The organism is Enterobacter asburiae (assembly GCF_001521715.1).
Classification (GTDB): domain Bacteria; phylum Pseudomonadota; class Gammaproteobacteria; order Enterobacterales; family Enterobacteriaceae; genus Enterobacter; species Enterobacter asburiae.
The window spans coordinates 2,987,415-3,010,316 of the sequence record NZ_CP011863.1; the positions used below are offsets into that span (position 1 = coordinate 2,987,415).

General features: G+C 54.0%; 19 protein-coding genes, 1 tRNA gene and 1 pseudogene. 9 read left to right on the top strand and 12 right to left on the bottom strand.

Annotated features, from left to right (window positions below; translation table 11 throughout):
* Positions 1–45: 45 nt before the first annotated feature.
* Positions 46–732 (bottom strand): hydrolase, encoded by a 687-nt coding sequence (locus tag ACJ69_RS14440; RefSeq protein WP_059347233.1) that lies wholly within the window; start codon positions 730–732, stop codon positions 46–48.
* A gap of 218 nt (positions 733–950) precedes the next feature.
* Here ACJ69_RS14440 and ACJ69_RS14445 point away from each other — a divergent pair, with 218 nt between their 5' ends.
* The 6 genes from ACJ69_RS14445 (at position 951) to ACJ69_RS14470 (ending at position 7,216) form a co-directional block, all read left to right on the top strand.
* Entirely contained in the window at positions 951–2,822 is a 1,872-nt protein-coding gene (locus ACJ69_RS14445; protein ID WP_059347234.1) for an amidohydrolase, read from the top strand.
* Positions 2,822–3,229 (top strand): DoxX family protein, encoded by a 408-nt coding sequence (locus ACJ69_RS14450; protein WP_032642739.1) that lies wholly within the window; start codon positions 2,822–2,824, stop codon positions 3,227–3,229. Before ACJ69_RS14445 ends, ACJ69_RS14450 begins: the two co-directional genes overlap by 1 nt.
* Positions 3,226–4,845, top strand: coding sequence for an MFS transporter (locus ACJ69_RS14455; RefSeq protein ID WP_059347235.1), 1,620 nt, complete (start codon positions 3,226–3,228; stop codon positions 4,843–4,845). The genes ACJ69_RS14450 and ACJ69_RS14455 overlap by 4 nt, the downstream gene beginning before the upstream one ends.
* A gap of 30 nt (positions 4,846–4,875) precedes the next feature.
* Positions 4,876–5,697, top strand: coding sequence for an alpha/beta fold hydrolase (locus ACJ69_RS14460; protein ID WP_059347236.1), 822 nt, complete (start codon positions 4,876–4,878; stop codon positions 5,695–5,697).
* A 125-nt stretch (positions 5,698–5,822) separates the two neighbouring features.
* Positions 5,823–6,485, top strand: a complete 663-nt coding sequence (locus ACJ69_RS14465; RefSeq protein ID WP_059347237.1) for a hypothetical protein — start codon at positions 5,823–5,825, stop codon at positions 6,483–6,485.
* Positions 6,486–6,518: 33 nt separating this feature from the next.
* Positions 6,519–7,216 (top strand): IS1-like element IS1A family transposase gene (locus ACJ69_RS14470; protein WP_103215986.1). Its coding sequence is split into 2 segments (ribosomal slippage): positions 6,519–6,768 and positions 6,768–7,216, totalling 699 coding nucleotides; the frame shifts between segments, so codons are not numbered across the junction.
* Between the two features lie 683 nt (positions 7,217–7,899).
* Here ACJ69_RS14470 and ACJ69_RS14475 read toward each other — a convergent pair.
* From ACJ69_RS14475 to rraB, 11 genes and pseudogenes are all read right to left on the bottom strand, one after another.
* Positions 7,900–9,020, bottom strand: a protein-coding gene (locus ACJ69_RS14475; protein ID WP_087451024.1) for an IS3-like element ISSen4 family transposase whose coding sequence is annotated in 2 segments (ribosomal slippage) — positions 7,900–8,762 and positions 8,762–9,020 — 1,122 coding nt in all. Because the reading frame shifts where the segments join, the coding sequence is not laid out codon by codon here.
* A 268-nt stretch (positions 9,021–9,288) separates the two neighbouring features.
* A complete protein-coding gene (locus ACJ69_RS14485; RefSeq protein WP_000019402.1) occupies positions 9,289–10,269 on the bottom strand; it encodes an IS5-like element IS5 family transposase in 981 nt (326 codons plus the stop codon).
* A 270-nt stretch (positions 10,270–10,539) separates the two neighbouring features.
* Positions 10,540–11,520, bottom strand: coding sequence for an IS5-like element IS5 family transposase (locus ACJ69_RS14490; RefSeq protein WP_000019402.1), 981 nt, complete (start codon positions 11,518–11,520; stop codon positions 10,540–10,542).
* A 45-nt stretch (positions 11,521–11,565) separates the two neighbouring features.
* On the bottom strand, positions 11,566–12,972 hold the full coding sequence (locus ACJ69_RS14495; RefSeq protein WP_208599966.1) for a DNA methyltransferase: 1,407 nt from the start codon (positions 12,970–12,972) through the stop codon (positions 11,566–11,568).
* 196 nt (positions 12,973–13,168) lie between these two features.
* The gene (locus ACJ69_RS24300) at positions 13,169–15,106 is read right to left on the bottom strand and encodes an ATP-binding protein (RefSeq protein ID WP_071886574.1); all 1,938 of its coding nucleotides are present in this window, start codon (positions 15,104–15,106) and stop codon (positions 13,169–13,171) included.
* Positions 15,099–17,009, bottom strand: coding sequence for a DUF262 domain-containing protein (locus ACJ69_RS14510; RefSeq protein ID WP_059347839.1), 1,911 nt, complete (start codon positions 17,007–17,009; stop codon positions 15,099–15,101). The genes ACJ69_RS24300 and ACJ69_RS14510 overlap by 8 nt, the downstream gene beginning before the upstream one ends.
* A gap of 154 nt (positions 17,010–17,163) precedes the next feature.
* Positions 17,164–18,423 (bottom strand): tyrosine-type recombinase/integrase, encoded by a 1,260-nt coding sequence (locus tag ACJ69_RS14515; RefSeq protein ID WP_054830327.1) that lies wholly within the window; start codon positions 18,421–18,423, stop codon positions 17,164–17,166.
* Positions 18,424–18,622: 199 nt separating this feature from the next.
* A tRNA-Leu gene (locus ACJ69_RS14520) sits at positions 18,623–18,707 on the bottom strand.
* A gap of 106 nt (positions 18,708–18,813) precedes the next feature.
* Positions 18,814–19,536: pseudogene (locus tag ACJ69_RS14525) on the bottom strand (topoisomerase II).
* Between the two features lie 30 nt (positions 19,537–19,566).
* Positions 19,567–20,325, bottom strand: a complete 759-nt coding sequence (gene miaE / locus ACJ69_RS14530; protein ID WP_059347238.1) for a tRNA isopentenyl-2-thiomethyl-A-37 hydroxylase MiaE — start codon at positions 20,323–20,325, stop codon at positions 19,567–19,569.
* A 46-nt stretch (positions 20,326–20,371) separates the two neighbouring features.
* Positions 20,372–20,797 carry a ribonuclease E inhibitor RraB gene (rraB, locus tag ACJ69_RS14535; protein WP_029739283.1) on the bottom strand — a complete coding sequence of 142 codons (426 nt, stop codon included), beginning with the start codon at positions 20,795–20,797 and terminating at the stop codon, positions 20,372–20,374.
* Positions 20,798–20,896: 99 nt separating this feature from the next.
* On the opposite strand from rraB, the gene argL reads away from it, so the two are divergent.
* From argL to xynR, 3 genes are all read left to right on the top strand, one after another.
* Positions 20,897–20,992 carry a putative translational regulatory protein ArgL gene (gene argL / locus ACJ69_RS25770; protein ID WP_218728367.1) on the top strand — a complete coding sequence of 32 codons (96 nt, stop codon included), beginning with the start codon at positions 20,897–20,899 and terminating at the stop codon, positions 20,990–20,992.
* Positions 20,962–21,966, top strand: a complete 1,005-nt coding sequence (argF, locus tag ACJ69_RS14540; RefSeq protein ID WP_023299201.1) for an ornithine carbamoyltransferase — start codon at positions 20,962–20,964, stop codon at positions 21,964–21,966. The genes argL and argF overlap by 31 nt, the downstream gene beginning before the upstream one ends.
* Before the next feature lie 174 nt (positions 21,967–22,140).
* Positions 22,141–22,899, top strand: a complete 759-nt coding sequence (gene xynR / locus ACJ69_RS14545; protein ID WP_059347239.1) for a DNA-binding transcriptional repressor XynR — start codon at positions 22,141–22,143, stop codon at positions 22,897–22,899.
* Positions 22,900–22,902: the final 3 nt, after the last annotated feature.

The window sequence follows — 22,902 nt, forward strand, 5'->3', positions numbered from 1 at the left end:
AGAGGCAGCGGCGAGCCGGATGAGGGACCAGCCCGCCAGCGGAACTTAGCGAGCCGGGACCGGCGCTAAGGTGCGGTGCTCGCTCTTCTGGCGAGACGGCGCTTTGTGCACCATGGTGTAGGCGTAATCGACGCCCATGCCGTACGCGCCGGAATGCTCGCGCACGATATCCATCACCGCGGTGTAGGTCTCTTTACGCGCCCAGTCGCGCTGCCACTCCAGCATCACCTGCTGCCAGGTCACCGGGATCACGCCCGCCTGGATCATGCGCTGCATCGCGTAGTCGTGGGCTTCTTTGGAGGTGCCGCCGGACGCGTCCGCCACCATGTAAATTTCGTAGTCGCCTTCCTGCATCGCGCACAGGGCAAAGCTGTTGTTGCACACTTCGGTCCACAGACCGGCAACCACCACCTTCTTCTTGCCGTTGGCCTGCAGCGCGTCGCGCACCTTCTGGTCGTCCCAGGAGTTCATGGAGGTACGCTCCAGAATGTCCTGGCCCGGGAACACGTCCAGCAGCTCCGGATAGGTGTTACCGGAGAAGCTTTCGGTCTCAACGGTGGTGATGATGGTCGGGATGTTGAACACCTTAGCCGCTTTCGCCAGCGCCACGGTGTTGTTTTTCAGCACCTGACGGTCAATAGACTGCACGCCAAACGCCATCTGAGGCTGGTGATCGATAAAGATGATCTGACAGTTCGCAGGGGTTAACACTTCGAGCTTTGAAGAGGTCATAGCATTTTCCAGTGGTTAAGGGTGAAATCGCCGCGAGCGCCGCGACGATAAAGTCACCCTCATCCTGCGGTTTTCCGTCCCTGCGTGTAATTATCTCTTCGTATAGTTAACCTTAGGTATAGTTATACTTTGGTATACCTATCCTATTGTATAACTGGATCTTTGCCGAAACCGGTTCCCATAATCCTGACCATTCCCCTCTCAGTCAGGAGCAGTTTATGGTTACCCTCGGTAAAGCCGATCTCATTCTGGTTAACGGCCAGTTTCACACCGTCGATCGCGAGAACCCCGTCGCGGAAGCCGTTGCCGTGCGCGACGGAAAATTTCTGGAAGTGGGCACCGTCGCGGAGGTGATGCAACACCACTGCGAAGGCACCAAAGTAGTCGACTTAAAAGGCCACACCGCCATCCCCGGCCTGAACGACTCGCACCTGCACCTGATCCGCGGCGGGCTGAACTACAACCTCGAGCTGCGCTGGGAAGGCGTGCCGTCGCTGGCCGACGCCCTACGGATGCTGAAAGAGCAGGCCCTGCGCACGCCGTCGCCCCAGTGGGTGCGCGTGGTGGGCGGCTGGACCGAGTTCCAGTTTGCCGAGCGCCGCATGCCAACCCTGGACGAAATCAACGACGCCGCGCCTGACACCCCGGTCTTCATCCTGCACCTGTATGACCGCGCCCTGCTCAACCGCGCCGCGCTGAAGGTGGTCGGCTACACCAAAGACACGCCAAACCCGCCGGGCGGGGAGATCCAGCGTGACGCCAACGGCAACCCGACCGGGATGCTGATTGCCCGTCCGAACGCCATGATCCTCTACGCCACGCTGGCCAAAGGGCCGAAGCTGCCGCTGGAGCAGCAGGTCAACTCCACGCGCCAGTTCATGCGCGAGCTGAACCGCCTGGGGCTGACCAGCGCCATTGACGCGGGCGGCGGCTTCCAGAACTACCCGGAAGATTACGAGGTGATTGCCGAGCTGCACGAGAAAAAGCAGATGACCATCCGCATCGCCTACAACCTGTTTACCCAGCGTCCGGGCCACGAGCTGGAAGACTTTGAAAAATGGACCGACATGCTCACGCCGGGCCAGGGCAGCGACTTCTTCCGCCACAACGGCGCGGGCGAGATGCTGGTCTTCTCCGCCGCCGATTTTGAAGATTTCCTCGAGCCGCGCCCTGACCTCGCGCCGGGCATGGAGGACGAGCTGGAGCGCGTGGTGCGCCATCTGGTGGAGCACCGCTGGCCGTTCCGCCTGCACGCCACCTACAACGAATCCATCAGCCGCATGCTGGACGTCTTCGAGAAGGTGAACCGCGACATTCCGTTCAACGGCCTGCACTGGTTCTTCGACCATGCGGAAACCGTTACCCAGGCCAACATCGACCGCATCAAAGCGCTCGGCGGCGGCATTGCCGTCCAGCACCGCATGGCCTTCCAGGGGGAATACTTTGCCGAGCGCTACGGCATCGAAGCTACCCGCCACACGCCGCCGGTGGCGAAAATGCTCGAGACCGGCGTGCCGGTGGGCTTAGGGACGGACGCCACCCGCGTGGCGAGCTACAACCCGTGGACCGCGCTCTACTGGCTGGTCTCCGGCCGCACCGTCGGCGGGATGCAGATGTACGACCACAGCGCCCGTCTGGACCGCGATACCGCCCTGATGCTCTGGACCCAGGGCAGCGCGTGGTTCTCCAGCGAGCAGAACCAGAAGGGGCAGATTAAGGTCGGTCAGCTCGCCGATCTGGCGGTGCTGAGCAAAGACTACTTCCGCGTGCCGGAAGAGGAGATCAAGGGCATCGAGTCCGTCCTGACCGTGGTCAACGGCGACATCGTTTACGCCGCAGGCAGCTTTGGCCCGCTCGCGCCGCCTGCCATTCCGGTCCTGCCCGAGTGGTCCCCGGTGGTGAAGGTGCCGGGCCACTACCGCAGCGCGCCGCCGCAGGCCGCCCGCGTCGGGATGAGCGCCGTCCACCACTGCAGCGGGCCGTGCGGGGTTCACAGCCACCAGCATGATTTCGCCCGCACGTCAGAGATGCCGGTGTCCGACGATAACGCTTTCTGGGGGGCGCTGGGCTGCAGCTGCTTTGCATTCTGATGAAAAACACCTTTGCTCCGCCCCGGGTCGACCTGGGGCTGTTTTTCCTGCGCCTCACCGGCAGCCTGCTGCTGCTGTACGTGCACGGCCTGCCGAAGGTGCTGCACTTCAGCGAAGAGCTGACGCGCATTGAAGATCCGTTCGGCTTCGGGCCTTACGCCAGCCTGATCCCGGCGATTGTCGCCGAGGTGATCTGCCCGCTGTTTATCATTGCGGGCGTGTACACCCGTCTGGCGTGCCTGCCGATTATCGCCGTGCTGCTGGTGGCGATGCTGGCGGTCCACCCGAACTGGTCGATTGCCGAAGGGCAGTTTGGCTGGTTGCTGCTGATTATCTTCACCACCCTCGCCCTCACCGGGCCGGGCCAGTGGCGGCTGCAGCGTAAGGCAGCGGAGAGGTTCGCATGACCCAGGTTAACGACGTTCGCGACGCACACGTCGAGACGACGCCCGCATCGACGGTTTCTCCCTGGCAGCCGCTGAGCCAGCCGGTGTTCCGCATGCTGTGGATCGCCACGGTGGTCTCTAACGTCGGCTCATGGATGAGCGACGTCGGCATCAACTGGAGCATGCTGACCCTGAGCGCCGACCCGCTGGATATCGCGCTGGTACAGGCGGCCAGTAGCCTGCCGATGTTCCTCTTCGCCCTGCCGTCCGGGGTGATGGCGGACATCGTCGACCGACGTAAATACCTGCTCTTCTCCCAGCTGTGGGTGTTCATCGCCGCCGCCGGGCTGACGGTGCTCTCCTTCACCGGACACGTCACCCCCACCGTTCTGCTGGTGGCGACGTTTCTTCTGAGCGTGGGAGCGGCGATGAGCTCGCCGCCGTTCCAGGCCGTGGTGCCCGATCTGGTGAGCAAGCCGGAGCTGGGCGCCGCCGTGTCGCTGAACTCGCTCGGGGTGAACATCAGCCGGGCGATTGGCCCGGCGCTGGGCGGTTTTCTGCTCTCGCTCGCCGGGCCGTGGATGGTGTTTGCCCTGAACGCGCTGTCCGTGGTGGGCGTGGCGTGGGTGCTGTGGCGCTGGCGTCCGGCGCCGTCCATTCAGCGTCTGCCGCCGGAGCACTTCTTCTCGGCGGTGCGATCCGGGATTCGCTACGTGCACGCCGCGCCGGTGCTGCGCAACGTGCTGGTGCGCACCGTGGCCTTCTTCGTTTTCGGCAGCGCGGGCTGGGCCCTGCTGCCTCTGGTGGCGCGCCGCGAGCTGGGCCTAGGCCCGGCGGGCTACGGCGTGATGCTGGCGTGCATTGGCCTGGGGGCGATTGCCGGGGCGATCCTGCTGCCGCGCCTGCGCCAGCGGCTGAACGCCGATCGCCTGATGGTGGCCGCCAGCCTGACCTTTGCCCTCACCATGCTGGCGCTGGCGTTCGTGCGCCACGTCTGGCTGCTGAATCTGTTTGAGTTTTTCACCGGCTTCGCGTGGATTGCGGTGCTCTCCACCCTTAATCTCGGCGCGCAGCGCAGCGCCGCCCGCTGGGTGAAGGCCCGCGCGCTGGCGGTTTACCTGACGGTGTTCTTCGGCTCGATGACCGCGGGCAGCGCCATCTGGGGGCAGATCGCTTCCCGCTTCGGCACCCCGACCTCGCTGGTTGTCGCCACGCTGGGGATGGTGCTGGCAAGCGCCACCGTGTTCCGCTGGAAGCTGGGGAAAGATCCGGATCTGAACCTCGACCTCAGCGGCCAGCCGCTGGACGGCGTGGAGATTGACCTGCCGAACGAGCGCGGCCCGGTGCTGGTATCGCACGAGTACATCATCGACCCGCAGAACACGAAGGCCTTTCTGGAGGTGGTCCACGAGCTGCGTCGGGTGCGCCGCCGCGCCGGGGCGATGAGCTGGGCGGTATACGAGGATATCGAACGTCCCGGCCTGTTTATCGAGACCTTCCTGATGGGCTCCTGGATTGAGCATCTGCGCCAGCAGGAGCGCCACACCATGAATGACCTCCTGCTGCAGAGCCGCGTTCTGGCTTTTCATCAGGGCACAACATCACCGGCTATTCGCTACCTGGTCGCGCCGGTATAACCATAATCATCACCTGCACAGGAACACACTATGGCAACGTTTAAGGCAAAAGACGGCACGCAGATTTACTACAAGGACGGCGGCGCGGGCAAACCGGTTCTCTTCAGCCACGGCTGGCCGCTGGACGGCGACATGTGGGACAGCCAGCTTAACTACCTGGCGGAGCGCGGCTTCCGCGCCATCGCCTTTGACCGTCGCGGCTTTGGCCGCTCCGATCAGCCGTGGAACGGCTACGACTACGACACCTTTGCGTCCGATATCAACGACCTGATCGTCACCCTGGACCTGCAGGACGTGACGCTGGTGGGCTTCTCCATGGGCGGCGGCGACGTGACCCGTTACATCAACAACTACGGCAGCGCGCGCGTGGCCGGTCTGGCGCTGCTGGGCGCGGTGACGCCAATCTTCGGCAAATCCGACTCCTTCCCGCAGGGCGTGGATCAGAGCGTGTTCGACGGCATTCGCGACGGACTGCGTAAAGATCGCGCCCAGTTCATCAGCGACTTCGCCACCCCGTTCTACGGCATCAACGCCGGGCAGACCGTTTCCGCCGGTGCCCTGACCCAGACGCTGAACATCGCCCTGCTGGCGTCGCTGAAGGGCACCATCGACTGCGTGACCGCGTTCGGCGAAACCGACTTCCGCCCGGATATGGCGAAAATCGACGTGCCGACGCTGGTGATCCACGGCAGCAACGACCAGATCGTGCCGTTTGAAAGTACCGGCAAGCTGGCGGCGGAGATGATCAAAAACGCCACGCTGAAGGTGTACGACAACGCGCCGCACGGCTTCGCGCTGACCCACCAGGACCAGCTCAACGAAGACCTGCTGGCGTTTGTGAAGTCGCTGTAAGTTCCCGGGGCTGACGCCAGAAGGCGTCAGCCTGAATATGCACTTCCGGACATACCAAATTTGAGCGTAGAACTCCCTCTCCCTTGTGACTAGTATTCCTTCATTTCAAAGGGAGACTACATAAGATGAATATCCAGTTTCATAAGCGGCTAACTCGAAAGTTTATCATCGCTATTTTAACATCCTCTTCATTTGTCACAGCCTGTACATTTAGCGTTATATGGTTCTATCTTGCGAATATTGACCGGCTTGATATTTTATATGATGCATTGAGCGTGAGTAGTGCAGTAGGAATAATATTTGGGTTTACCCTTGTCTCACTACTTGGCTTCAGCCTTGTCATTTTTATCTCATCTTTCCTTGCTTACTTAATTTACACCGCACATGAGAAAGAGTTTGTTAAATACGAAGGTTTGACACATAGCTTTACCTCAGTCTGTTTTGGTAATAGCGTTGTGATGTGCGTTGTGCTTATCGGAGCGTTCTGCTTACAATTTTTTCTGCATGTAAATGGTTTTATCGTTCTTGCCTTAGCGATAGCAATAATACTGGCCGCATCGTATGGCTTATGCTACAAGCTTATGTTCAACGTTCAGTCATATAAGGATGTTGATGATACGCGTGATGTAAAATATTTGCAGAAAAACGCCGTCAGGAACTGGCTGCCTCTGTTATTGATTGCCCCTGCTTTTACACAAATCTTCCCACTCATTTTTATCGCGGGTCAGCTAGATTTTAACGAAGAAAGTAATACGTTCTTACAGGTGGTGATGCTGCCAACTTACTGATTTAGTGTATGATGGTGTTTTTGAGGTGCTCCAGTGGCTTCTGTTTCTATCAGCTGTCCCTCCTGTTCAGCTACTGACGGGGTGGTGCGTAACGGTAAAAGTACTGCCGGACATCAGCGCTATCTCTGCTCTCACTGCCGTAAAACATGGCAGTTACAGTTCACATACACCGCCTCTCAACCCGGTACGCACCAGAAAATCATTGATATGGCCATGAATGGCGTTGGATGCCGGGCAACCGCCCGCATTATGGGCGTTGGCCTCAACACGATTTTACGTCACTTAAAAAACTCAGGCCGCAGTCGGTAACCTCGCGCATACAGCCGGGCAGTGACGTCATCGTCTGCGCGGAAATGGACGAACAGTGGGGCTACGTCGGGGCTAAATCGCGCCAGCGCTGGCTGTTTTACGCGTATGACAGGCTCCGGAAGACGGTTGTTGCGCACGTATTCGGTGAACGCACTATGGCGACGCTGGGGCGTCTTATGAGCCTGCTGTCACCCTTTGACGTGGTGATATGGATGACGGATGGCTGGCCGCTGTATGAATCCCGCCTGAAGGGAAAGCTGCACGTAATCAGCAAGCGATATACGCAGCGAATTGAGCGGCATAACCTGAATCTGAGGCAGCACCTGGCACGGCTGGGACGGAAGTCGCTGTCGTTCTCAAAATCGGTGGAGCTGCATGATAAAGTCATCGGGCATTATCTGAACATAAAACACTATCAATAATTTGGAGTCATTACCCGGATTTTGGATGCAAAAAACCCCAAGCAGTTACCCCGCCCAGGGCTGAAAAGTTCAGAAGGTTTTCTCCCCTTCATACTTACCATAGTACACTATTTCACTAACGTTTGTCAATACCCAAACGGTGATTTCGTGAAATATTTTTGTTAACTTTCAACGCGTTGCATTCTTGCTTTGCGATTAGTGCTCTTTATATCAGAAATAGATAGTTGCTGTCAATCACAATCTGTGGTAGAATTTGGCGACAGAGAAGACATCCCTGCCTTCCATTCACGAACACCATCTCGCCATTTCTTGAGAAAAAAAGTGAAAAATGGCGATTTTCACCCTATTTTTTCCTTTAAATACAGATACCTACAAAATCCGCTATAATAGTAGAGAGATTCTCCCTCTGCACTGAAGTGCATCAGCACGAGACAATCAGTGATGATTGGATTGGGATGTTTGCACGTATGGTAATGTCATAGCTACCTTGCACCAGATAAACAGACAGCCTAAGGATTTAGGGTGGTTGTTTGGTTGGTGGTTAATCAAGATCAGTGGATGACATTAAGCAGGAATGCCATAGGATCATTGTGGAGTGTTGTTAATGGCGGCGTAGTCGCTGGATGGCATTAAGCAAAGTTTGGGCGGTAGTAGTGACCTGCCCCCACGATTAGATACAACACTCAGTTAGTAACGTCGGAATCTTCATTCTCAGAATGACCCTTTCTCCAGCCCGCTGCAAATTCAGACGGTGTCTGATAATTCAGCGTGGAGTGCGGGCGGCATTCGTTATAATCCTGCCGCCAGTCATTAATAATTTTCCTGGCATGAACGATATCGCTGAACCAGTGCTCATTCAAACATTCATCGCGAAATCGTCCGTTAAAGCTCTCAATAAATCCGTTCTGCGTTGGCTTGCCCGGCTGGATTAAGCGCAACTCAACACCATGCTCAAAGGCCCATTGATCCAGTGCACGGCAAGTGAACTCCGGCCCCTGGTCAGTTCTTATCGTCGCCGGATAGCCTCGAAACAGTGCAATGCTGTCCAGAATACGCGTGACCTGAACGCCTGAAATCCCAAAGGCAACAGTGACCGTCAGGCATTCCTTTGTGAAATCATCGACGCAGGTAAGACACTTGATCCTGCGACCGGTGGAAAGTGCGTCCATGACGAAATCCATCGACCAGGTCAGATTGGGCGCCGCCGGACGGAGCAGCGGCAGACGTTCTGTTGCCAGCCCTTTACGACGTCTTCTGCGTTTTACGCCCAGGCCACTGAGGTGATAAAGCCGGTACACGCGCTTATGATTAACATGAAGCCCTTCACGGCGCAGCAACTGCCAAATACGACGGTAGCCAAAACGCCTGCGCTCCAGTGCCAGCTCAGTGATGCGCCCTGATAAATGCGCATCAGCAGCCGGACGGTGAGCCTCATAGCGGCAGGTCGACAGGGATAAACCTGTAAGCCTGCAGGCACGACGTTGCGACAGACCGGTCGCATCACACATCAACATCACGGCTTCCCGCTTCTGGTCTGTCGTCAGTACTTTCGCCCAAGAGCCACCTGAAGCGCCTCTTTATCCAGCATGGCTTCGGCAAGCAGCTTCTTGAGTCTGGCGTTCTCTTCCTCAAGCGACTTCAGGCGCTTAACTTCAGGCACCTCCATACCGCCATACTTCTTACGCCAGGTGTAAAACGTGGCATCGGAAATGGCATGCTTGCGGCAGAGTTCACGGGCGGGTACCCCAGCTTCGGCTTCGCGGAGAATACTGATGATCTGTTCGTCGGAAAAACGCTTCTTCATGGGGATGTCCTCATGTGGCTTATGAAGACATTACTAACATCGGGGTGTACTAATCAACGGGGAGCAGGTCACAAAACCACTAAAAACTTCCTGTACATCAGCTCGCTGTTGCTCTGTTCTAGGGAAGGTGCGAATAAGCGGGGAAATTCTTCTCGGCTGACTCAGTCATTTCATTTCTTCATGTTTGAGCCGATTTTTTCTCCCGTAAATGCCTTGAATCAGCCTATTTAGACCGTTTCTTCGCCATTTAAGGTGTTATCCCCAGTTTTTAGTGAGATCTCTCCCACTGACGTATCATTTGGTCCGCCCGAAACAGGTTGGCCAGCGTGAATAACATCGCCAGTTGGTTATCGTTTTTCAGCAACCCCTTGTATCTGGCTTTCACGAAGCCGAACTGTCGCTTGATGATGCGAAATGGGTGCTCCACCTTGGCCCGGATGCTGGCTTTCATGTATTCGATGTTGATGGCCGTTTTGTTCTTGCGTGGATGCTGTTTCAAGGTTCTTACCTTGCCGGGGCGCTCGGCGATCAGCCAGTCCACATCCACCTCGGCCAGCTCCTCGCGCTGTGGCGCCCCTTGGTAGCCGGCATCGGCTGAGACAAATTGCTCCTCTCCATGCAGCAGATTACCCAGCTGATTGAGGTCATGCTCGTTGGCCGCGGTGGTGACTAGGCTGTGGGTCAGGCCACTCTTGGCATCGACACCAATGTGGGCCTTCATGCCAAAGTGCCACTGATTGCCTTTCTTGGTCTGATGCATCTCCGGATCGCGTTGCTGCTCTTTGTTCTTGGTCGAGCTGGGTGCCTCAATGATGGTGGCATCGACCAAGGTGCCTTGAGTCATCATGACGCCTGCTTCGGCCAGCCAGCGATTGATGGTCTTGAACAATTGGCGGGCCAGTTGATGCTGCTCCAGCAGGTGGCGGAAATTCATGATGGTGGTGCGGTCCGGCAAGGCGCTATCCAGGGATAACCGGGCAAACAGACGCATGGAGGCGATTTCGTACAGAGCATCTTCCATCGCGCCATCGCTCAGGTTGTACCAATGCTGCATGCAGTGAATGCGTAGCATGGTTTCCAGCGGATAAGGTCGCCGGCCATTACCAGCCTTGGGGTAAAACGGCTCGATGACTTCCACCATGTTTTGCCATGGCAGAATCTGCTCCATGCGGGACAAGAAAATCTCTTTTCTGGTCTGACGGCGCTTACTGCTGAATTCACTGTCGGCGAAGGTAAGTTGATGACTCATGATGAACCCTGTTCCATGGCTCCAGATGACAAACATGATCTCATATCAGGGACTTGTTCGCACCTTCCCTAGTTAATGTACCCAAGAATGGTGGATTACCAATTACATAGACTTCATCTTCTAGGGAAGGTGCGAATAAGCGGGGAAATTCTTCTCGGCTGACTCAGTCATTTCATTTCTTCATGTTTGAGCCGATTTTTTCTCCCGTAAATGCCTTGAATCAGCCTATTTAGACCGTTTCTTCGCCATTTAAGGTGTTATCCCCAGTTTTTAGTGAGATCTCTCCCACTGACGTATCATTTGGTCCGCCCGAAACAGGTTGGCCAGCGTGAATAACATCGCCAGTTGGTTATCGTTTTTCAGCAACCCCTTGTATCTGGCTTTCACGAAGCCGAACTGTCGCTTGATGATGCGAAATGGGTGCTCCACCTTGGCCCGGATGCTGGCTTTCATGTATTCGATGTTGATGGCCGTTTTGTTCTTGCGTGGATGCTGTTTCAAGGTTCTTACCTTGCCGGGGCGCTCGGCGATCAGCCAGTCCACATCCACCTCGGCCAGCTCCTCGCGCTGTGGCGCCCCTTGGTAGCCGGCATCGGCTGAGACAAATTGCTCCTCTCCATGCAGCAGATTACCCAGCTGATTGAGGTCATGCTCGTTGGCCGCGGTGGTGACTAGGCTGTGGGTCAGGCCACTCTTGGCATCGACACCAATGTGGGCCTTCATGCCAAAGTGCCACTGATTGCCTTTCTTGGTCTGATGCATCTCCGGATCGCGTTGCTGCTCTTTGTTCTTGGTCGAGCTGGGTGCCTCAATGATGGTGGCATCGACCAAGGTGCCTTGAGTCATCATGACGCCTGCTTCGGCCAGCCAGCGATTGATGGTCTTGAACAATTGGCGGGCCAGTTGATGCTGCTCCAGCAGGTGGCGGAAATTCATGATGGTGGTGCGGTCCGGCAAGGCGCTATCCAGGGATAACCGGGCAAACAGACGCATGGAGGCGATTTCGTACAGAGCATCTTCCATCGCGCCATCGCTCAGGTTGTACCAATGCTGCATGCAGTGAATGCGTAGCATGGTTTCCAGCGGATAAGGTCGCCGGCCATTACCAGCCTTGGGGTAAAACGGCTCGATGACTTCCACCATGTTTTGCCATGGCAGAATCTGCTCCATGCGGGACAAGAAAATCTCTTTTCTGGTCTGACGGCGCTTACTGCTGAATTCACTGTCGGCGAAGGTAAGTTGATGACTCATGATGAACCCTGTTCCATGGCTCCAGATGACAAACATGATCTCATATCAGGGACTTGTTCGCACCTTCCCTAGGCCTTTAGGGCACACACTATGCCAATCTAATCGCAAGCTATTCCCGCTACAGATATTTCCACTTTCACGTAAAGGTAATGCTGGTGGAGCGAAACCGAATGCTTGTTCCCACTGGCTGTTTAACTGGTGTTCTGCAAGCCAAAGAGATAAGCGTGCAATTTCGCATGCGAAATCATCAATTTCGATACCATAAAACTGTGAGAGATGTAATCCACTCATTGAAAACCCTTGAGGCTCTAGTTCTTTTAAGGCCTCAATGACTTTCATTTCCAGCTTGCGCAATTCTTTATAAGATACGATTAGAAAATTTCCCGACCCACAGGCAGGATCAAATATCTTTATCTCAGACAGACGAACCAGCAGAGCCTTTAAACCTTTAGCGCTACGGCGTTGTTTATCTAGTTCGGCTTCTAACGGCTCAAGGAATAAAGGCTTTATCACCTTCATGATATTGCTATATGAAGTATAATGCTGTCCCAAGCGACTACGTTGTTCTACATCAATTACTGCCTGGAACATACTGCCAAAGATATCAGGATTTATTTCACTCCAGTCCATCGTGCCACATTCAAGCAGTATTTTACGGCCCTTTTTGCCTAGTTCTGGAATAGGCTCGTCAGTGGAAAAAAGCCCACCATTTACATAAGGAAATGCCGCTAAATGAGTAGGTATCTTTTGTCGTTGCTGGCTAGCTGGAGCCGCGTTAAGGACGGTGAATAATTGATACAGGAAGGTATCGAGATCGCTACCATCTTCCTCGGTGTAACTTTTGATGGCAGAGGTGAACTGAGCTGGTTCAAATATACCTGTATCTTCGGCAAACAGACAGAATAACAAACGTGTCAGGAAGACGTTAAGAGCATGAATATCTTCTGGTTTACTGAGATCATTGTGGACACGAATGAGATCAAACAGCTTGCCCATCTTCTCTGCAGCTTTAACATCTGCGGGGTTCTCACTACTTATAATTGCCTTTTCTAAACCAGCTAAAGGTAAGAAAAAGCCATAGTTGCTATAAAGTTCATCTAGCTCAATATCGAGTCTCTCTTTACTACAGGTATCCCACGCTAAAAATCTAACATAATCAGTAACTAATACAAAACGTATCTTGTTTTTCGCTATGACTGGATCAACGATACGTAACTCAAAAGCCTCATCAAGGTCTTCTTTGTCATTGACACTTTGAAAATAGAGTTTATTTTTCAAACCAACATGACCAGTTTCCTTGGCAACATTACGGCTACTGCCTTGTCGAACCTGTGTGATCGTTGCTTTAGGGAAGTCAAAGGCTGCCATAAATCCATAAATGAACTCATCCCGGTCTAGTTCACGGGTAAGTTGCTCGAGTTGTTCAAATATTTTTGCCTGATTAACGGCCATCAGTAATCCTTAAGGGTATGTCAGCTTTTTAGTAACAATTGTAATGGGTTAAAAAAATCCAGAAGGTCTAAACCTTAAAGGTGCTCAACCTTTTAAGGCAGCATATTAACCTCAGCGATGCCAACCCTTAGCGATGAACAAGCTCCGTAGCGCGGATATAATTTGTCCGCTGAGGTGAAGTAAACTCTTTTCATGCTTATTTAAATTTCAAGCCTGACTGAACGGGTTGGCATAACACTCGATTGATAAGGGCATCTGTAGATGTGCTTTCGTACCTGTCTGCCAAAACATGGCGTAGTTTCATCAATCGAGCATTAGCTGTTCCAACCAAAGAACCAAAAGTCGTAGCGCGAACTCTCCCATACGGATTGCGTTCTCCATCACCAACAACTTTCTCACGGGCAACACCAGCCGCTACCTTTTGCCCAACGACCCAAGCGTTAATAAATGGTGTTCCTGTTATCAAACCTGATGCAGCAATGTCCTGTACATAGCCATCAGCTTGATTCACCTCTTTTCTTGTGAGCTCAAATCCGCCTTTCTTCAGTTCAATTACCAAAACCTGTTGCATTTGAACTAAAGACACATCTACTGGATCAAATGACTCGATGCCAGTCATTTGCCACGTTGTTTTTTCAGGTAAAATGACAATATCAGGACGATTGCGCTCGTTTATAAATTGAGCATCAGGGCTTTTGAAGAGCTCGCGTGCTACGGAATGTAATGTCATATTCGAGCAATATTCTTGCGATTCGAATTCAGGACCAAACAACCAACGAGAACGCAAAATCAACGGATGTAGGGTGTGTAACTCATCCGTTTCAGGATCATCAGCCAAACGCTGAATTGTTTCTACCACGCTGAGTCGACTGTCAATTTCATCAAGGACCCGCAAGGCGTCCTTGACTGTCCATTCAGCCAATAACCTATCTAAACCCTCTATATCGTCGTGCTGCAAAGTAGCAAGCTTTTCCAGTAATGCGGCTCCACTTTTGGTCTTTTCAAGATGAATAAGCGCCTTAACTGCTGTGGCAAGAAATTCTGGGGAGACAGTCGGATGCTCTTGGGCAACCGCTGTAGTGAATTCAGCCACACCCAAACGGGCCCCCTGGCCCAAGGTTGCTAACTCTGAGCGGTTTTGCATCAGAGCGTCCTCTGATGTAACTTCAATAAATTCTACAGCAAGCCTTTGTGCAACCTCACGAATATGCTCAGCTGTAGCCTGATATAATTCATTTACGGCATCAGTGGCACGAAATGCTGTCCAGTCTTGTTCAACATCAGATTCGAAACCTTCTGTGTCAACGATTACCTTGTAACGCCGGGCAAAGCGAGTACGTCCATCGAAATTGGCTATATGTCCAACCGCCCATGACGGGGTTCCAACTAATCTGTGTTGTACCCAAAATGCGATTCCTTGGTGCAAAGAAGAATGATTCAAACGAGTTGAGTCGATGACAACAACTTTGGCATGACGTCCAGCACTGAGGTACAGTGTTTCTTCACTTATTCGCCCATTAATCTCAGTAAAGGGGCGCGACTTGCCATTAACGCGCACCTCGAACTCAGGATCATGGATGAAGCGGGCGGATAATACTGTGAGTATTTCATCGGCATCGGGCAGCTTGCGTGTTACCTGTACCTGCAACCGTGTACCGCAGCCTATGTGTTTCTCCTCAGTCTCACTTCGGCACACAAAAGGGCTTGAACCAGCTCCGGTGCCAACAATGAAGGTTGCCAAAATACCATCGCGCCAGGTTTTCACTTCGTATTCGTCAGCAAAACAAAGCAAGCCATGGCGACCAATATCATTGCGACCATAAGCCTTTCGCGGGCGGGCCGTTCGTTCGGCAGGAAACTCTACGTTGAAACCTTGATACTTCTCGCGGGTGTAGCGCAAAGTCATCCAGCGCTTTTTAAATTGCTCCGGTGTCATACCATGACCATCGTCTGTCACAGTTAATAATCCACCAATTTCGGTAGGTAAAACCAAGTCCACTCGTGACGCTCCTGCATCCCAGGCGTTGGCAACTAACTCTGTTAAAGCGACCTGCGGAACATGTGCTACCTGTCCAAGCTCCCGTAGCAGGTAATCGTCCTCAAAAAGTGAGTTCTGTAGTGGTTGCTCAGACATGGGCGGCCTCATATAAACGATTCGGTGACCAAATTAATTCTACTAATCCCGCAATCAGTTTCCGGCGTACCTGTTGTTCCGCTTTATCGAATACCTCAGCGAATTTGAAAGGCAGCTCATATTTGATAGAAAACTGCTGAAACTGTGGCTGATGTTCGTAAACACTGGAGTCCAAACTTGCGGCAAAGAAGTTCTGTTTGGCATAGTGCACCCGCTTCAGGGGAAACGGTTTGTCCTGCAGGCTCCGGTTAACATCTGCTGGTAAGAGTAAAAGTGACGCAACATGATTGCGCCAATCTTGAAATTCCTGCTCAGTACTGAACTGATCTTTCACGATTTCGTAATCATCAGCCCAGATATGTTCGATGTCGAATGGGTTCTTGAGAGTACGGTCCACCAATCGATCAAATGTCTCAGTACGCCCTGCGCCGATCTCAGTTGCTTCTGTCAGTCGTGCTAGCAAATGATAGATATAACGGCGACTGAATTGATTGAGCCCTAAACCATCAATACCCGCTCGTCCTTTTACTGCATAGCCGGAGAACGTAACATCATCATCTGCCAACTTCTTCTGGAGGATAGCTACCAACTCCGATAGCGGTTTACGCCTGATCTCCCGGCACAATAACCACATAGCGTAAGACACACTTGAGTATCCAACCCGGACATAATTCACTACTCGACGCATCAACCAGATGTCCAAATAAGTAGCTGTGACCGCCAGTTTGCGGTCCACTGTCTCATCGTCGTCAGTTTCTATCAACGATGCCAGGAGCACCGTATTCTGCCAAGTAAAATCATTGTGAGCGTTGTAGTAGACCGCTCGTAACTTCGGAGTGTAATGCTTACTGCTGTTTAGGATACGTCGGTACGCTTTGGCAAAAAATGGAAAGCTTACAGCCATCATATTCTGATTTTCCTGAGCTTTCCCCAAACCCAGGCGAGAGTTGTTTTCTCGTACCCAGCGGTGAAAGACTGAACCGATCAACTCCCAATCTTTATCGACCGCTCCCGCCTTACGTTCACGGATGCTTTCTGCGTACTGTGCTCGTAACCACGCCTTAATACAGTTGGCATCTCGCTCCGGTTCGTGCTCCCCTCCCCAGGAGATCAATTCCAGGACTTGCTGTTTCCAGATTTGATTGGCCTGTAGTCGCGCATCCTGCTCTTTAATCGGAGCCAATAAATATGCCTTCAACATATCTACCGGACTAAGCGGCTTACCCCGATCATTCATCGTTTCAAAAATGGCGTAAGCATAACTGTCGTTATCAGTGGCAATCTCTATCAAACCTACCCGTGTCAACAACCAGTAGATGAAATGCGGCAATGCATTTCCAATCTCTGCCATCAAGTCGTTTGCTTCAATATCGCTATAACGGGCGTACATGGTTTGTATGGATTCATCCTTACCATCCGGATTGAACGCTTCCCCCTTGAATAGGGCATTGATAACAGGAAGTCGCTCAGAGATGTCGAGGTTGAACTTGGGGTTACCGAGGTTGTCACTGAAAATAAGTGGGGCTAAGGTTTGGGCTACCGGCAGCCTCTGTTCCTCAGCAGATCGGTACAGGCAAATCAGCAACAATGTCAAAGAGGTGACTCGCTGCTGGCCATCGATCAAGTAATTTTTGTTGTTGCGTTTGCTGACAATGATAGAGCCAAGAAAATACTCTCCATAATTACTTATAGCGCTGGTTTCATCACCCTGCTTGTAGTAGTTATAGAATTTTCCCTGAAGATCAGACAGTAGCTCGTCAATGTTCTCCTTCTCCCACTTGTACTCACGCTGATACTCATCGATAGAAAAGGATTGGCTTTGCAGCAACTGCTGTACGTTACGGTAGTGGGGGGTGATTGTGCTCATATCAGACGAAACCGTACTAATGATTAATAGCTGTATTATGCCCTGCTCGTGGAGCCGTGTCTTTGACCCTTGTTCAAAATCAGTGCGTTGCAAAATCTGTAGTGGCACAGCTGAGTCAATAACTTGCAAAAACCAAAATTAGCAAAAAAATAAGGCATGCCTGAGGCGCGCCTTATAGAAACCCTTTTAATCAGCCCTTATTCAACTTAGCAAAGTCAAACGGGCTAACCCCCTTCTCACGATTGGCATCCAGATAATCCGCCCACCACTGCACCATCAGTCTACGCTCCCCCAAGTGCTCGGCCTTATGAATATAAGCCGCACGCACAGAGTTACGCTCCTGATGACTCATCTGCCGCTCTACCGCATCCTTCGACCATAACCCCGATTCAATCAATGAACTACATGCCATGGTTCTAAAGCCATGCCCACAAACTTCAACTTTCGTATCGTAGCCCATCACCCGCAGCGCCTTGTTCACCGTGTTCTCACTCATGGGTTTACGTGGATCATGATCGCCAACGAAGATCAGCTCTCGATTTCCACTCATGCTTTTGATCTGTTCCAGAATGGTCAGAGCCTGGCGGGATAAAGGAACAAGATGAGGGGTCCGCATTTTCGATCCTCGATGTGAATGCTTCACACCTTCCAATGGCTCGCGTTCTCCGGGAATCGTCCACATTGCAGTGTCAAAATCGACTTCTGACCAGCGTGCAAAACGCAGTTCACTAGATCGAATAAAGACCAACAACGTCAGCTCCACAGCTAAGCGTGTTAATGGTCTGCCGGTATATGTGTCGATACGATGAAGCAGTTCAGGAATGCGATTAAGTTCTAATGCAGCACGGTGCTGTCTTTTTGCTGTGGCAACCGCTCCAGCGATCTCTTGTGCAGGGTTGTAATCGATTAAACCGCTCTGCACTGCAAACCGCATAATTGCTGTCGTTCGTTGTTGTAGACGCGCCGCCACTTCAAGACGTCCAGACATCTCTACGGCTTTGATGGGAATAAGTAAATCTCTGGTTTTTAACTCAGCGATATTCCGCTTACCAATCGCATCGAACAGATTATCTTCCAGACTTTTAAGAACACGGCCACTATGCGATTCAGACCACTTTTGATTGCTGGCGTGCCAGTCTCTGGCAACAGATTCAAAAGTGATGACCTCTTTAGCCTGTTCCTCTTTCACTGCTCGCTTATGCTCACGAGGATCGACACCGGCAGCAACAAGCCTCCTGGCCTCTTCCCTCTTTTGACGAGCATCAGCTAGGGATGTTTCGGGGTAAACCCCAAAAGCCATCAGGTGTTGCTTACCACCGAAGCGGAAACGAAAGCGCCAGTATTTGGAGCCGTTAGGGTGTATCAGTAAAAACATGCCGTCGCCATCGACGAGCGAGTATTCCTTTGCCTCAGGTTTTGCAGAACGCACCTTGGTATCAGTCAGGGCCATGATGGTATTCCTTCCATATGCTGCCGTGAGTATATAAGCATTATCGAACCAGCATATATACTAGGTTCTATACTCACAAGCATGTTGATGTGGGGTAACTTAGATTGACGTCGGTTGACTGAAAAGCGGGGCAGAGCCTTGCGGGTACTGGATTTCAGGCACAAAAAAAGACGTCCGTTGACGTCTATTGATGTTCCGATGGTGCCGAAGGCCGGACTCGAACCGGCACGTATTTCTACGGTTGATTTTGAATCAACTGCGTCTACCGATTTCGCCACTTCGGCACTGAAGGGGATGCGGAAACGTTGTGGATTATACCTGTCGCGCGCCGCCATGCAAGCGACGACGCGCTAAACCCGCGCTAAGTGCCCAAAAAACCAGCGCCCTTCATCACTCCAGCTCGGACACCGCCAGACGAATCACACCCGCCGCCTTCTGCTCCGGCAGCGCCAGCACCTTCGCCCACATATCTTGCACCATATCGCAGGAGAGCTTCTCTTTGCCCGCCGCCTTCTCCGGCATCTGCAGCAGCTGGATGTCCTCACCGTACTTATCGGCAAGCGCCTTCATAATCGGCCGCACGTCTTCGACAGCAGCCTCGCGTTCGGCCTAGGTCACGGTGTGGCGGTTTTTGCCGTAGGCCGCGCGCATCATGTCGGCGTCGGCCTGCATGCGCCGCGCCATCAGGTCTTTATCCAGCATGCGCATCGGGTTCACGCCGCCCTTCACCGTCGGGTAGAGGAAGCGGAAGCAGGCGTCGTCGCTCACCTTCTGGATGGCGGCGGTCTGCTCCATGTTGATGGTCATGTAGTTCACCACGCTGGCGTCCGGGGCGTTCTGCAGGCGCGACATCTGCAGATGCAGGATCTGCGGCTGGATGGTGTCGATAATCTGCTGCTCCGGCTCGCCCGCTTTTTGCAGGGCGGCCATCTGGTCGAGGATGCGCTGATGCAGCGCGGGCTCCTGCTCCTTAATCACCTGCCAGGCGGGCATCGCGTTGAGGGCGGAATCCATCTGCCGTTCCGGAGCGCGCTGCCTGTCGAAGAACACCCAGAACGCCACGGCGGCGGCCACCACAACAACCATCACGGTACGGGTCCACGTTTTATTCATCTCGCATCCTTATCCTTTCGCTATGCCGGTTTACACCGGCACGCCGCTGTGGAAGCGAAACTCGTGGTCCGGTGTCGAGATAAGTGTGGCTTCAATTTCGCCAAAATGCTGTATGCGCGGTGAGATATCGTCGTCGCTCACCTGCTGGGCCAGCGTCAGGTAGTCCTGATAATGGCGCGCTTCCGAGCGCAGCAGCGAGAGATAGAACTTCTGCAGTTCGTCGTCGAGGAACGGGGCCAGCGCGGCGAAGCGTTCGCAGGAGCGGGCTTCGATGTACGCGCCGCAGATGAGCTTGTCGATCAGCGTTAGCGGTTCGTGGGTGCGCACTTCCTTCAGCATCCCTTTGGCGTAGCGGCTGGCGGTGATTTTGACGTACGGAATGTTGCGGGCCAGCATCGCCTCGCGCACCTGCCAGAAGTGGTGCAGCTCCTCTTTAATCAGCAGCACCATGCTGTCGATGAGCGCCTGGCCCCACGGATCGTCGGTTTTGGGCATCACGCTTTTGCCAATCTGCCTGTGCAGGGAGATGAAGTCCGGTTCCGGGCCGTCGCGGAAGGTGAACTGCTCGTAGGGTTTGAGCCAGTCGAGCAGCGCGTCGGCACCGCTTTCGTCGGCGACGTATTTACGCACCAGCAGCAGCGCGGTCTGGGCGGCCTTGAGCTCGCACACCATGTGGTCGGTGAGCAGCAGCGGCAGGTTCGCCGGGTCGCGGGCTTTATCAATCCATGCTTGCGGGGTCGGGCACTGGAGGAAGTTAAGTACGGGGGCGAGTATCTGCGGGTAATCCATGGTTCTGCCTTGAAAAAGCGGTGGCGCATGCCACCGCCTGAAACGCTTAGTGACGCACGCCGTCGTCGTCTTCGTCGACGTAATCTTCGTCGTCGCCTTCTTCGCCGTCTTCACCGTTCGGATCTTCGAAGTAGGTTCCCCAGCCGTCGTATTCCACTTCAAACTTCTCGGCCAGGTTCATCAGCTGCTCTACCTGCGCGTCGATCAGCTCCGCCTTCAGCGCACCTTCGCTCAGGATGTCGCAGCAGATGACGGTGTCGCCCTCTTCCACTTCCAGCTCTTCCGGCTCGGTCACTTCGTAACCCAGCTTGAAAGCTTCCACGGCCAGCTTTTCCAGCGCGTCGAAATCATCCGCAGAGAAATGGTGCTCGATGGTGTACAGCGCGTCCGGATCGCTACCGTCTTCCAGCAGTTCTTCAATAATCAGACGCGTCTCTTCGCGTTGCTCTTCCAGGTGTTCCGGGTTTGCCATGGCTCAATCCTCTTTAAAGTGCGGCAGATACTTCTATTTTCACACACGGACGAGTTTGCCTCCACCTTTGTAAGAAAGAATTGTGAAACGGGGTTGCAAATGAATAATTACACATATAAAGTGAATTTTAATTCAATAAGTGGCGTTCGCCATGCGAGGATAAAATGTCCGATTTATATAAGAAACACTTTCTGAAACTGCTCGACTTTACCCCTGCACAGTTCACCTCTCTGCTGACCCTTGCCGCACAGCTCAAAGCCGATAAAAAAAATGGCAAGGAAGTACAGAAGCTTACCGGTAAAAACATCGCGCTCATCTTCGAAAAAGACTCGACCCGTACACGTTGCTCTTTCGAAGTTGCCGCATTTGACCAGGGCGCGCGCGTCACCTATTTAGGGCCGAGCGGCAGCCAGATTGGGCATAAAGAGTCAATTAAGGACACCGCGCGGGTTCTCGGGCGGATGTACGACGGCATTCAGTATCGCGGCCACGGCCAGGAAGTGGTCGAAACGCTGGCGCAGTATGCGGGCGTGCCGGTGTGGAACGGGCTGACCAACGAGTTCCACCCGACCCAGCTGCTGGCGGACCTGCTGACCATGCAGGAGCACCTGCCGGGCAAGGCGTTTAACGAGATGACGCTGGTCTACGCGGGCGACGCGCGCAACAACATGGGCAACTCGATGCTGGAAGCGGCGGCGCTGACCGGGCTGGATCTGCGTCTGGTGGCCCCGAAGGCCTGCTGGCCGGAAGAGAGCCTGGTGGCGGAGTGCAGCGCGCTGGCGGAGAAGCACGGCGGGAAGATCACCCTGACGGAAGACGTGGCGGCGGGCGTGAAGGGCGCGGACTTTATCTATACCGACGTGTGGGTGTCGATGGGCGAAGCCAAAGAGAAGTGGGCGGAGCGGATCGCGCTGCTGCGCGGGTATCAGGTGAACGCGCAGATGATGGCGCTGACCGGCAACCCTAACGTGAAGTTCCTGCACTGTCTGCCGGCGTTCCATGACGACCAGACCACGCTCGGCAAGCAGATGGCGAAAGAGTTCGATCTGCACGGCGGGATGGAAGTGACGGACGAGGTGTTTGAGTCGGCGGCGAGCATCGTGTTCGACCAGGCGGAAAACCGGATGCATACGATTAAGGCGGTGATGGTGGCGACGCTTGGGGAGTGATTTAGTCCTCTGCGCGCGGGTGCCCTCACCCCGGCCCTCTCCCACGGGGAGAGGGAGAAAACACTAAAAAACGACAACAAGATTGTCGTTTTTGCTTTTACCTCCATTTCATTGATTTTTCACCCCGAAAAAGGTACGTTTTCGCCTTAATTCCAGCGTGGACATGCCAGCATTATGCCGATTATTCAGTCTGTTGAACGTGCGTTGCAGATCCTCGACCTGTTCAACGAGCAGGCCACCGAGCTTAAGATCACCGACATCAGCAAACTGATGGGGCTGAGCAAGAGTACTCTCCACTCGCTGCTGAAAACCCTGCAGCTTCACGGCTATATCGATCAGAACCTGGAAAACGGTAAATATCGCCTCGGCATGAAGCTGGTCGAGCGCGGCCATTTTGTCGTGGGCTCCATCGATATTCGCCAGAAGGCAAAAGGCTGGCTGACGGAGCTGTCCCGGCAGACCGGGCAGACCACCCATCTGGGGATCCTGGACGGGCGTGAAGGGGTCTATATCGAGAAGATTGAAGGCAAGCTGGCCGCCATCGCCTATTCGCGCATCGGCCGCCGCCTGCCGGTTCACGCCACCGCCATCGGCAAGGTGTTGATTGCCTGGCTGGGCGAGACCGAGCTGAACGCCCTGCTGGAGGGCTATCAGTACACTACCTTTACGCCCGCCACCCTCGCGTCTCGCGAAGCCTTAATGAGCGCCCTGACGCAGACCCGCGAGCAGGGCTACGCCCTGGACAGCGAAGAGAACGAGCAGGGCGTGCGCTGTGTGGCGGTGCCGGTGTGGAACCACGAGTCCCGCGTCATCGCCGCACTGAGCCTCTCGACGCTGACCTCCCGCGTGGACGATGCGGAGCTGGCTAATTTCCGCGAGCAGCTTCAGCAGGCCGGGCTCGCGCTCTCTCGTGCGCTGGGCTACCCGGCCTGAGCC